The sequence below is a fragment of the Stenotrophomonas sp. genome, assembly GCF_032061965.1.
Classification (GTDB): Bacteria; Pseudomonadota; Gammaproteobacteria; order Xanthomonadales; family Xanthomonadaceae; genus Stenotrophomonas.
Genome location: NZ_DAMBEF010000033.1, coordinates 25,567 through 37,614, shown reverse-complemented (window position 1 = coordinate 37,614; position 12,048 = coordinate 25,567). Strand labels below are relative to the sequence as shown.

Annotated in this window: 11 protein-coding genes; 4 read left to right on the top strand and 7 right to left on the bottom strand. The window is 64.2% G+C overall.

The window, feature by feature from the left end; all coding sequences use genetic code 11:
* Positions 1-102: 102 nt before the first annotated feature.
* Positions 103-768: a DUF480 domain-containing protein gene (locus RT460_RS15275; protein ID WP_313319896.1), complete on the top strand. Its 666-nt coding sequence runs from the start codon at positions 103-105 to the stop codon at positions 766-768.
* Positions 769-922: 154 nt separating this feature from the next.
* Here the strand turns inward: RT460_RS15275 and RT460_RS15270 are convergent, their stop codons facing one another.
* Positions 923-1,441, bottom strand: a complete 519-nt coding sequence (locus tag RT460_RS15270) for a GNAT family N-acetyltransferase (protein WP_313319894.1) — start codon at positions 1,439-1,441, stop codon at positions 923-925.
* A 255-nt stretch (positions 1,442-1,696) separates the two neighbouring features.
* Positions 1,697-3,682 carry a UvrD-helicase domain-containing protein gene (locus tag RT460_RS15265; RefSeq protein ID WP_313319892.1) on the bottom strand — a complete coding sequence of 662 codons (1,986 nt, stop codon included), beginning with the start codon at positions 3,680-3,682 and terminating at the stop codon, positions 1,697-1,699.
* Positions 3,683-3,805: 123 nt separating this feature from the next.
* Here RT460_RS15265 and RT460_RS15260 point away from each other — a divergent pair, with 123 nt between their 5' ends.
* On the top strand, positions 3,806-4,426 hold the full coding sequence (locus RT460_RS15260) for a thymidine kinase (protein WP_313319890.1): 621 nt from the start codon (positions 3,806-3,808) through the stop codon (positions 4,424-4,426).
* Positions 4,427-4,514: 88 nt separating this feature from the next.
* Positions 4,515-5,198: a sel1 repeat family protein gene (locus RT460_RS15255; protein ID WP_313319888.1), complete on the top strand. Its 684-nt coding sequence runs from the start codon at positions 4,515-4,517 to the stop codon at positions 5,196-5,198.
* Between the two features lie 102 nt (positions 5,199-5,300).
* Here the strand turns inward: RT460_RS15255 and RT460_RS15250 are convergent, their stop codons facing one another.
* The 5 genes from RT460_RS15250 to RT460_RS15230 all read right to left on the bottom strand — a co-directional run bounded on the left by RT460_RS15250 (position 5,301) and on the right by RT460_RS15230 (position 11,118).
* Complete coding sequence (locus RT460_RS15250) at positions 5,301-6,905, bottom strand: glucan biosynthesis protein D (RefSeq protein WP_313319886.1); 1,605 nt, start codon at positions 6,903-6,905, stop codon at positions 5,301-5,303.
* Between the two features lie 418 nt (positions 6,906-7,323).
* Positions 7,324-8,253, bottom strand: a complete 930-nt coding sequence (locus tag RT460_RS15245; protein WP_313319898.1) for a DUF4380 domain-containing protein — start codon at positions 8,251-8,253, stop codon at positions 7,324-7,326.
* A 309-nt stretch (positions 8,254-8,562) separates the two neighbouring features.
* Complete coding sequence (gene mutM / locus RT460_RS15240; protein ID WP_313319884.1) at positions 8,563-9,375, bottom strand: bifunctional DNA-formamidopyrimidine glycosylase/DNA-(apurinic or apyrimidinic site) lyase; 813 nt, start codon at positions 9,373-9,375, stop codon at positions 8,563-8,565.
* A 166-nt stretch (positions 9,376-9,541) separates the two neighbouring features.
* Entirely contained in the window at positions 9,542-9,871 is a 330-nt protein-coding gene (locus tag RT460_RS15235; RefSeq protein ID WP_313319882.1) for a hypothetical protein, read from the bottom strand.
* Positions 9,868-11,118, bottom strand: a complete 1,251-nt coding sequence (locus tag RT460_RS15230; RefSeq protein ID WP_313319880.1) for a fatty acid desaturase — start codon at positions 11,116-11,118, stop codon at positions 9,868-9,870. The genes RT460_RS15235 and RT460_RS15230 overlap by 4 nt, the downstream gene beginning before the upstream one ends.
* A 78-nt stretch (positions 11,119-11,196) precedes the next feature.
* Here RT460_RS15230 and RT460_RS15225 point away from each other — a divergent pair, with 78 nt between their 5' ends.
* On the top strand, positions 11,197-12,021 hold the full coding sequence (locus tag RT460_RS15225) for an ATP-binding cassette domain-containing protein (protein WP_313319878.1): 825 nt from the start codon (positions 11,197-11,199) through the stop codon (positions 12,019-12,021).
* The last annotated feature ends 27 nt before the right edge of the window (positions 12,022-12,048 follow it).

Here is a 12,048-nt window from a genome sequence, read left to right as displayed (position 1 = left end):
CGACTCTGACCCCGGTTTCCGCTCACCCCGGTTTCCCGACTCTGACCCCGGTTTCCAGCCTCGGCTATGCTTGCGCCCCCTTGCAAGACCGGAGCCCGGACCGTGACCGACGACAGCCAGACCCCTGATTTCCCCCTCCTCGATGCCGACCAGGCACGCGTACTGGGCTGCCTGATCGAGAAGGAAGCCACCACGCCGGACGCCTATCCGCTTACGGTCAACGCCACCCAGGTCGCCGCCAACCAGAAGACTGCACGCGAGCCGGTAATGAACCTGGAGGCCGGCAAGGTCCAGTACGCACTGCGCCAGTTGGAGACCCTTGGCCTGGCCCGCCAGCATTTTTCCTCGCGTGCCGAGCGCTATGAGCACCTGGCCGGGATCAAGCTGGACCTGCCGCGCCAGCAGGTCGCCCTGCTCGGCCTGTTGCTGCTGCGCGGCCCGCAGACCGCCGGTGAACTGAGCATCCGCAGCGAGCGCATGGCAAAGTTCGCCGACCCGGCCGACCTGCGCCACCAGTTGGAACGCATGCAGCAGCGCGGCCTGGTGGTGCAACTGCCGCGCGCTTCCGGGCAGCGCGAAGACCGCTTCATGCACCTGCTCTGCGGGCCGGTGGATGTGGAAGCCCTGGCGGCACAGTACCGTGCCCCGTCGGCGGCTGCCGCCACGGTCGACAACAGCGCATTGGAAGAGCGCGTGCAGCAGCTGGAAGCGACCGTCGCAGCACTGCAGGAACAGCTGGCAGCGTTGCAGGAGCAACTGGGCGGCTGAGCCGGTTCAGAAGGCGTTCTGACCGTAGCCCGGGTAAGCACAGCGCCCCCCGGGCCTTTGGCGGAAAATCAGAGATCCCTGGGATCCTTGCCCCCAGGTGCGCTGCGCTTACCCGGGCTACGCGGCTGGGCGCCAGGTGCGCGGCTGATCCGACTCAGCCCGGCGTGTTGACGAACAGCAGCAGTTGTTCGTCCTTGCCTGGCAACACCACGGTGCCGTCAGCGCGGAAGCCGATTTTTTCCAGTAGCGCCGTCGAACGCGTATTCCCGGGTGACACCACCGCACGTAGCTCAGCAAGGCCGAGCGTATCGCGCGCGTAATCGAGCACGCCCTGCACCGCCTCCCGTGCGTAGCCATGCCCGGTGTAAGCACCCAGCAGGGCGTAACCCACGTCGGCACACGGCAGCCCATCGCGACGCACCAGGCCCGCATTCCCCAGCCAGGCGCCATCGCTGCGACGTTCAACCGCATACATGCCGAAGCCATGGGCGGCATAGCTGGCGAACGTGTGATTGCGCACATAGTCGCGGGCCTGCGCCAGCGTGCGCACGCCACGGTCACCAATGTACTGGTGGAAGCCGGGTTCATTGAGCAGCTGCAGCATCGCGGCGGCGTCACCGTCGTCATCACGCAGCAGGCGTAGTTGTAGCCGTTCGGTCTGGATCAGGGACATAAGGGGCTCGGTTTTGCTCCTGCCCCCTCCTTTTGCGTGGCAAAGGGGAGGGCTGGGGAAGGGTGCTATTTGATGTTGGCCGGTAAAGCCCCTGCCGAGCATGGCTCGGCACTACAGCCGTTCCTCTGGCCGGAGGCCGGGAGCCGGCTGGGGCGCTTTTCGTGCTGGGTTCCAATCAAAACGCAAAACCTGGAGCCAAAGCTACCCCTTCCCCAGCCTCCCCCTTGGCTGCGCCAAAGGGGAGGGCGCAAAACCTCAATCAAACAGCGCTTGAATCGCCGCCAACCCCGCCTTCGCCCGCTCCTGCTTGTGCGCGGCATCGGCTACCGGATCGGCCCCATCGCGCTGGATCTCACCCGCCGGGATCTCATCAAAGAACCGGCTCGGCTTGAGCCGGATGTGCTCGCCGAACTTGCGGGTCAAACGGCTGAAACTCATCCACAGCTGGATCTTGGCGCGGGTGATGCCCACGTACAGCAGGCGTCGCTCTTCCTGCAGATTGCCTTCGTCCAGGCTGACCTGGTGCGGCAGCACGCCATCCTCGCAGCCGACGATGAACACATACGGAAACTCCAGGCCCTTGGACGCGTGCAGCGTCATCATCCGCACCTGGTTACCGCCATCATCCTTGTCGTTGCGGGAAATAAGCGCCAGCTGCGCGGCCATGTCAGCGGCGCTGGCGCCACGCGGGCCGCTCTCAAACCACGACGCCAGTTCTTCCAGATTGTTGGCACGGCGCTCGTAGCCGGCCGTGTCCTTGGCCGCGTGACGCAGCTCGGCCAACATGCCCGAATCCTTGGCCACGCGCCGTACCAGATCGCCCGAGCTCATCTGCCGCATGTCCAGCCGCAGCGCGCGCAGGATGTCGGTGAACTTGCTCAGGCTATTGGCCGCACGCGGCGTGAGCTGGGCCAACGCGCCCATGCTCTCGGCGGCGTGCGCCATCGGAATATCTTTCTCGGACGCCAGCTCGGCCAGCTTGGCCAGGGTGCTGGCGCCGACATCACGCTTGGGCGATTGCACCGCGCGCATGAAGGCAGTGTCGTCGTCCGGATTCACGATCAAGCGCAGCCACGCCAAGGTGTCCTTCACTTCCTGTCGTTCCAGGAACACCGTGCCGCCATTGAGGTGATACGGCACACCCACCAGCTGCATCGCCTTTTCCAGCGGACGCGACTGGAAGTTGCCGCGGAACAGGATGCAGAAATCACTCCACGGGATCCTGCGGCTGGTGGCGAGGAAGTGGATTTCCGCTGCCACCTTCTCTGCTTCGTGTTCGCTGTTGCGGCATTCCCATACGCGGATGCGCTCGCCGTCGGCCTGGTCGGACCACAGGGTCTTCAGATGTTCGTGCGGGTTGTGCGCGATCAGCGCATTGGCCGCGCGCAGCACGCGATTGGAACAGCGGTAGTTCTGCTCCAGCTTGATGATCTGCAGGTTCGGGTATTCCTCGCCCATCCGCTGCAGGTTTTCCGGGTTGGCGCCACGCCAGGCGTAGATCGACTGGTCGTCATCACCCACGCAGGTGAAATTGCCGCGCGGGCCGGCCAATTGCTTGAGCAGGCGGTACTGTGCGTCGTTGGTGTCCTGGCACTCGTCGACCAACAGGTAACCGATGCGTTCGCGCCACGCCAGGGCGATGTCAGGGTGCTCTTCCAGCACCTGCACCGGCAGGCGGATCAGGTCATCGAAATCCACCGCGTTGAACGAGGTCAAACGCGCCTGGTATAGCTCGTAGACCATGGCCGCGTTCTTCTCGCGGCTGCTGCGCGCCGCGGCCATCGCCTGCTCCGGCGACAGGCCTGAGTTCTTGGCCCGCGAGATGAGGTTCTTCATGTCCTCGATGTCGTCGGGCTTGGCATTGCTGCCACCAAGCAGGTCCTTGATCTGCGCACCGGCGTCATCGGCGTCGAAGATGGAGAAATTCCGCCTCAGTCCCACCTGTTCATGTTCGATCTGCAGGAACTTCAGGCCCAAGGCGTGGAAGGTACAGATGGTGACCTCGGCCGCATCCTCGGCGCGCAGACGCTTGGCCACGCGCTCGCGCATTTCCTTGGCCGACTTGTTGGTGAAGGTGATCGCGGCAATGCGACGGGCGCTATAGCGACCCGTCGAGATCAGGTGGGCGATTTTTTCAACAATCACGCGGGTCTTGCCGCTGCCGGCACCTGCCAGTACCAGCAAGGGGCCTTCGGCATGCATGGCTGCAGCGCGTTGGGGGGGATTGAGGGAATCGAGCATTCAGGAACCGGGGGATAGGAACCAGTAACGGCAGGGCTTCAGGGCGGCATGTATTCTGTCACCCCTCGGGATCCGATGTTGCTTTCACTGGTTCCTGGTTCCCATTCCCCAGTTCCTGATTCAATGGCCAAGCTCTACTTCTACTATTCGGCGATGAACGCCGGCAAGACCACCACGCTGCTGCAATCCGCGCACAACTATCGCGAGCGCGGCATGCGGGTGGCGTTGTTGACCCCGCACCTGGACCACCGTGCCGGCACCGGCGTGGTCGCCTCGCGGATCGGCCTGCAGGCCGAGGCCACCACGTTCGAGCGCGATACCGACCTGGAAGCCCTGATAAAGCAGGATATCGCCGCGAGCGGAAAGCTCGGTTGCGTACTCGTGGACGAAGCCCAGTTCCTGAGCAAGGCACAGGTGTGGCAGTTGTCCGAAGTCGTGGACCAGATGCGCATCCCGGTGCTGTGCTACGGCCTGCGTACCGACTTCCGTGGCGAGCTGTTCGAAGGCAGCCAGTACCTGCTGGCCTGGGCCGATGAAATGCAGGAGATCAAGACCATCTGCCACAGTGGCAAGAAGGCGACGATGACCGTGCGCGTAGACGAGAACGGTTTTGCGGTGCAGGACGGCCCGCAGGTGGAGATTGGCGGCAACGACCGCTATGTGTCGGTGAGCCGCGCGGAGTTCAAGAAAATCACCCGCGGTGAGGGGCGGATTGATCCCATGCAGGCGCCGTTGCCGTTGTAGACAGATTTACATTGGCCCCGATGCCCGCTTAGGCTGCGTCGGTCTCCAAGGAAGAATGCTGCCCACCATGCCCCGGTATCTATTCATCATGTTGCTGTTGCCACTCTCTCTGCCCGCCGTCGCGGCCGAAACACCGCCTCAGGAAAGCGGCCCCTTGCTCAATGCCGGATTCCTCGACGGCCATCCGGACATGATGTACCGACAGTGGGGAGTGAACGCACTGCATCGCGGTGAAGTCGACACCGCGATGGAGAACTTCCGGCTGGCCGCACGCTATGCGGACAAGCCCGCACAGGGTTATTTGGCCGAAATGTACTGGTTTGGCGTGGAACGTCCCGCAGATCGGGTCATGGCATTTGCCTGGATGGATGTCGCAGCCGAACGCGGATACCCCTTGTTCGTTGAGCTGAGGGACCAGTATTGGGCAGCCCTGCCACTGGAACAGCAGCAGGCCGCCCGTGCCAAGGCCCAGCAGTTGGCGGCCGAGTACGGTGATGCGGTGTCCAAACCACGTATCGCTGCAGTACTTGAACGTGGATTGCGTGCGATGACAGGCAGCCGTACAGGCTCGATGTCGAATAACGTCGACATCGTCTACAACGACGGCGGGATGCAGCGAACAATCAAGGCCGACCGTTTGTATGACAAAAAGTACTGGGATCCGGATCTCTACCAGAAGTGGCAGGATGAAACTTGGATGAAGATCCGCCGCGGCACCGTGGAAGTAGGCAAGCCTGCGATGAGTATTCCTGAAGCCACTGACAAGCCCTGACCATATCTACAGCAGTGGTACGGATGCTTGGACTTGCCAAGTGAGTACTGAACAGCGCCGGTGCTCATCGAGCACCGGCTTTGAAGCCCATGGCACCTACGCTCAGTACAAGGTCCGCTCCGGCGCACCAGCAGGCGGCACGCTGTACTGGTACAACCAGGTTTCGGTCAGGGTCTTGCCGCCGCTGCGCAGGTACAGACGCACGTCGATCTGCTCGGTGCTGCCTTCCGGTGGCACCAGGTCGAACATCGCGCGGTAGCCCTTGATCTCGCGCAACGGGCGTGCGGAGACAACTTCCACGCGGCCGCGGCTGGTTTCCACCACCGCTTCCACGTCGCCCTTGTCGATCAGGCCGGCGAGTTCGCCGCCTTCGAAATCCACCGCAAAGCGCCAAGAGAAATATTCGCGCTTCTTGCCGATGATGCCGCCCAGGCCGGTGCGGCTGGCCACGCAATGTGCCAGCGGCGGACGGGCCGGCGGCTCGGCACCCCAGTACAGGCGATAGCCGACCAGCAATTCCTCACCCGGCTGCGGCTTGGCCTTGGGGTTCCAGAAGGCAACGATGTTGTCGAAGGTTTCATCGACGGTGGGGATCTCCACCAACTGCACCGAGCCCTCGCCCCACTGCCCCTTCGGTTCAATCCACAGGCAGGGGCGCTTCTCGTAGAACACGCCGTCGTCCTGGTAATGGTCGAAGTTGCGGTCACGCTGCAACAAGCCGAAGCCACGCGGATTGTTGTCAACGAACATGTTGAAACGCAGGTTGGCCGGGTTGCACAGCGGTCGCCAGATCCATTCGCCGGCACCGTTCCACATCGACAGGCCATCAGTGTCGTGGATCTCCGGGCGCCAATCCCAATCCATGCGGCGGTCGTTCTCGCCAACCTGGTACATGCTGGTGCAGGGCGCGATGCCCAACCGCTCGATTTCCTTGCGCGGGTACAGCGCACTGTCGATATCCATCAGCAGCACGTCGCCATTGGTGATGGCGAAACGATAGGCACCGGCAACACTGGGCGAATCCAGCAGGCCGTAGACCACCAGGGTGTCCGAGTCGGCGGACGGCTGTTCCAAGTAATAGGCGATGAAGTCCGGGAATTCCTCGGGTCGGCCCATGCCGGTGTCGATAGCCAGGCCGCGAGCCGATTGCCCGTACTGGCCTTCCTTGCCGACCGCGCGGAAATAGCTGGCGCCAAGGAAGGCGGCGAAGTCGCGATCGGTATCGGTGCGGGTATTGAGGCGGAAGCCGGCAAAGCCAAGATCGTCCGGCAGTTCACCCTCGTGGATACCGCTCTTGCCGTAGTTGAAGGCGGCACCGTCATAGGCCAGCTCCTGCGCCTTGCCATCGACCACGTCGAACATGCGCACCGGCGAATGGAAGTACAGGCCCAAGTGGAAGAACTTGGCCTGGAACTTGCCCGGCTGGTCGGCCCACAAGGCGTGATCCTGGCGGTAGCTGATGGACTGGTACTGATCCCAGTCCAGCTTTTCCAGCGCGCCCGGCAAAGTGCGCTTGTGACTCTGGTACGGCGCCTGCGCCAAGGCGTGAGCCTGGCCCTTGAGCGTGGCGAAATCGAAGGCTTGCGGCTGGCCCAGGCGGCGCAGCCCCAGCTGGGCCGGCTTGCTGGCCGCGCAGGCGGTGAAAGCGGGAAGCCCGAAGGCCGCCAGGGCGGCTGCGGCGTTACGCAGGAAGTCGCGTCGTTGCATGGAAAGGCAGGCCGAGAGGGGACCGCAGCATGGTAGGCGGATTTAGGTGAATCGACAGCCTCAACCAGTCACTGAATGAACATCCGCTTCAGCTGTCACGTGGTGTCGAGCCATGCTCGGCAGGGACCTCCCCGGTAAAGCCCCAGCGCAGCATGGCTGCGCTCTACAAATGCCCGTAGTGTCGAGACACGCTCGGCAGGGGCGTCACCCGCAATCCATGACATTGCAGGAGCGGCGTAAGCCGCGAGCTACCGCTACATCAGAAGCCGTAAAGCTCACCCCTCCCCAACCCTCCCCTTCGCTTCGCGAAAGGGAGGGAGCGTAGTTCCCAGCCATGCTCGGCAGGGGCCTTCCCAACAATGCAACCACCGCCCCCTGCCAGCAGCCCCGGGTGCGCTGCGCTTACCCGGGCTACGCGCTACTGGCAGGCTTCCTGCAACTGCTGGGCGCACAGGAATGCGCGCTGCGCCTTGGCATCATCGCCGCCCTCCCAGGCCAGCAGCGTCCACTGCTCGGCCGCCTGCATCTGTTGTCCGGGCTGCAGGGTCTTGTACGGTGCATGCACTTCCATCTCCAGCAAGCCCTCGGCGATACCGCCAGCATCCAGGTACAACTCCACCTGGCCCTGCTGCGGATGGATGGCGCTGCGGGGCTGATGCGCAAAACGGATCACCAGCACCTGGCGACCATTGAAGCCGGCCATCCAGCCAGCCGACGGCTGCACGAACCATTTGCCGCGCGGGCCGCTGCTGGCATCGCCGGCACGCAACGTCAGCATGCCCTCCTGCCACTGGTGGTCGGGCAACGACGCATCTGGCGCACCGTCCACACGGATGTCGTCGGCGCTGCTGACCGGCACGAACACGCGGGTGTTGGGATGGACGCGGGTGTTGAACCACAGGTCCCAGGCGACGGGCGTGTCGCGGATGTTCCTGCCATTGACCTGCACATGCACGGTGTCCGGATGCGCGGCATCGAGGCGGAAGCGCTTTTCCAACTGCATGCCAGTAACCGGACTGGCTGCGCCCTGCAACCGCAGCTGGTTGGCATCGCGCTGCAGCCACTGTGCCGAGGCAAGCGACAACCAGGGATCAGGCGGCCAATTGGCATTGGCTGCCAAACGCTCGGGATTGATCTGCTGGTGCGACCACCACTGCGATTGCGGCCCGACCCAGACATCATGACCGAGGTAGGCGATGTCGCCGCTTTCGGCCTTCACTTCCGGATCCGGTTGCGACTTCACTGCCGCACCGACACGCAGGAAGTTGGGCTCACCCTTGCGCTGCAGCGACAGCGCGCGACCGCCGAAGGCAGAGGTCACCTGCAGTTGCAGTTGGTCGGTCTGCAACTCGCCGACTTGCTCCTGCTTCGGCGGATTGCCGGCGGCGGCGAGCGTGGGCAGCAACAACAGGCAAAGCCAGGGAGATCGCATGCGTATCGCCTGTCAGGGAGTGGATGCTGATCATCGCAATGTCTGGGCGGTGCAGGCAAAAGCGCTTACCCCTCCCCAGCCCGCCCCTTGGCTGCGCCAAAGGGAGGGGGCAAAAGCGGAACCCCCGCGATCTGAACGGGCGCGTGAGCTGCCCCCCTCCCTTTGGCGCAGCCAAGGGGCGGGCTGGGGAGGGGGGCACTTGGCCTCAGCCTGCAGCTCCCGCGCTCAGCGCTGGCAATACCCGCACCACACCGTCGCTCGTTGCCCGATGCTGGCATAGCGCAGCGCGCGCCCGCATTGCTTGCAGGTCTCACCCTCGCGGCCATATACCAGCAACTCCTGTTCGAAGTAGCCGGGCGCACCATCGGGGCTGATGAAATCACGCAGGGTTGTGCCGCCACGCTGGATCGCATGACCCAGGATTTCCTTCACCGCATCGGCCAGTCGCTGGTAGCGCGCCCGTGACACCTTGCCGGCCTCGCGCAGCGGATTGATGCCGGCCATGAACAGGCTTTCCGCCGCGTAGATATTGCCCACGCCGACAACGATGCCCTGGTCCATCAGGAAGGTTTTGATCGGCGCCTTGCGACCGCGACTGCGCTGGAACAGGTAATCGCCGTCAAACTCCGCGTCCAATGGCTCAGGGCCCAGGTCGCGCAACAGCGCATGGGTTTCACCGGCCGGTTGCCACAACAGGCTGCCAAAACGACGCGGGTCGTTGAAGCGCAGTAGCCGACCATCTTCCAGGCTGATATCCACATGATCATGCGCGCGCACCGGGGTATCGCCGGGCAGTACGCGCAGGCTGCCGGACATGCCCAGGTGCAGCACCGCGCTGCCCAGTGCGGTGTCCAGCAACAGGTACTTGGCACGGCGACGGATGGCTTCGATGCGTTGGCCCGGCAGCAGTTGCTCGATCTCGGCCGGTATCGGCCAACGTAGGTCCGGCCGGCGCAGGATAACGCCGTGGATGCGCTGCCCCTGCAGGTGTGGCTGCAGGCCGCGGCGGGTGGTTTCTACTTCGGGAAGTTCTGGCATGCGTGCCTCACGGCGCTGGTCTTTGTTTTCGTTTGTGGGAACGGCGTGAGCCGTGAAGCAGATCGTGGCCAATAGCGGGCCTGTATCGGTTGCAATGCGCTATTGGCTGCGATTGGACTTGCGGCTTCGGGGCTTACGCGGCTCCTACACGCGCTGTCGGTGCAGGTCAGCGCGGCGGGGCCATCAGCTCGCGGGCGCTGAGGTAGCCATCGCTGTTGGCATCCTGGCGGGCGAAGCGGGCCAATATCACCTGCCGCTGCTCGTCACGACTGATCGGCTTGCCGCGTCCACCGGGTTGCTCGGCGGCTTCCAGTACGCCATCGCCATTGCGGTCCATCTTGTCGAAGGCGTACAGCATCCACTGCAGGTATTCGTCCGGGCTGACACGGCCATCGCCATCGCTGTCCATGCGCTGCAGATACTCGCTGGTGTCCTGCACCTGTGCGACCACCGGCAAGGCTGCACCCAACAGACAGAACAAGAGAATCGTCTTCATGCGGCGCTGAGCGAATAGCCCTTCAAACGGGCGGCATACGCCTGCAACGCGGCACTGCCACTGGCCTCGGCGTCATGGCACCACTGCTGCAGCTGACGCAGACGCTCGGCGGCGTCATGGCTGCGCGCTTCCAGCAATGCAGACAAACGTGCACGGTGTTCGACCAGCAGCTGGATGCGCGGGCGTTGCTGCACCCAGGCATCGAGCTGCGCGCGGCAATCCGGCTTGAGCCAACGACCATCGTTGACCAGGCCCTTGCGCATGCGCCGTGGCAGCAGCTTGCGCAGCTTGGCGCCGGCAGCCGCCGCCTCTTCCTTCAAGGCCGGAGTGAACACGTTGCGCTGATAATCGGTCATCGCCTGGAACCGATGCGATAGCAGCGCCTTCAGGGTATCGGCATCGGGCACGGCGATGTTCGGGCGGATGTCCATGCTCGGTGCTACCCGCATCACCTTGGCCAGGCGCAGGAACTGCAACACGCGGATCATCTGCCAGCCGATATCGAACTCCCAGCGTCGCATCGAGAAACGCGCCGAGCTGGGGAAGGCATGATGGTTGTTGTGCAGTTCTTCGCCGCCGATCCAGAACGCCCACGGCGTGAGGTTGGTGGAGGTGTCGGCCGACTCGAAGTTGCGATAGCCCCACCAATGGCCCAGGCCGTTGACCACGCCGGCTGCCCAGAATGGAATCCACGCCATCTGGATCGCCCACAGGGCAATACCTGGCAGGCCGAACAGCACGGCGTTGATCGCGAACAGGCTGATCGGCCCCAGATTGGCGTGCGGGGTGTAGAGCTTGCGCTCGATCCAGTCTTCCGGCGCGCCACGGCCGTACTGCTCGATATCGCCGCGCAGCGTGCGCGCTTCGCGGTACAGCTCCACGCCGCGCCAGAACACGTTGCCGATGCCCTTGGTCACCGGGCTGTGCGGGTCCTCTTCGCTCTCTACCTTGGCGTGGTGCTTGCGGTGGATGGCCACCCACTCGCGGGTGATCATCGAAGTCGTCAGCCACACCCAGAAGCGGAAGAAGTGCGACACCAGCGGGTGGAAGTCGACACCGCGGTGGGCCTGGCTGCGGTGCAGGTACAAGGTGACCGCGAAGATGGTGAGCTGGGTGAACACCAACAGCACCACCAGCATGCCCCACCAGCCAAGGCCGGCAACGCCACCGGTAAGGAAATCGAGCAGTGCGTCAGACATTGCGGGAACTCCAGGCAGTCGGTGCCAGATGAAACAAGTGCTACACATGATGGGGGCTGTCGGCGCAAACTTCACCCACCTGCGGAAGGTCCGTTGGTCGAATCCTCAGCTGCCGTCTCCACCTGAATGTCCATTGCCCCTGCCGCCGCTGCGGCCCCCCTGATCGAACTGGACCATGCCTGCGTCATCCGCGGCCAGGTGCGCGTGCTGCACGAACTGGACCTGCGCATCGAACAGGGCCAGCACACCGCCATCCTCGGCCCCAATGGCTGCGGCAAATCCTCATTCATCAAGCTGATCACGCGCGAGCTTTACCCCTTGGCGCGGGCCGATGGCCATGTGCCGGTCAAGGTGATGGGCCAGACCCGCTGGCAAGTGGACCGGCTGCGGGCGCAGCTGGGCATCGTCACCGGCGATCTGTCCAGCAACCTGTCGGACATGCCCGGGCTGAGCGTGGAAGAGGCAGTGATATCCGGCTTCTTCGCCAGCTACGTGGTGCCCGCGCACCGCGACGTCACCGATGCCATGCGCCAGCGCGCGCGGCATGCGCTGGAACTGGCCCGCGCCCTGCCCCTGCTCGGCCGCAGCTATGCCGAGCTGTCTGCCGGCGAAACCCGCCGCGTGCTGATCGCCCGCGCTCTGGTCAACCAGCCCAAGGCGTTGTTGCTGGACGAACCCTCCACCGGCCTGGACCTGATCTCGCGCCACCACCTGATCGACAGCATGCGCCACCTGGCCCAGCAGGGCATCACCCTGGTGCTGGTCACCCACCACATCGAGGAAGTGATCCCGGAGATCAACCGCGTGGTGTTGATGAAGGGCGGGCGCATCTTCGCCGATGGCACCCGCGCCGACCTGCTGCAGTCCGCGCCGCTGTCGGAGGTATTTGGCGGCAGCATCGATGTCACCGAGCACGGCGGCCACCTGCAGGCCCACGTGCTGTCGGCCTGAGCAGACGGGGCCGGCACCTGCCGACCC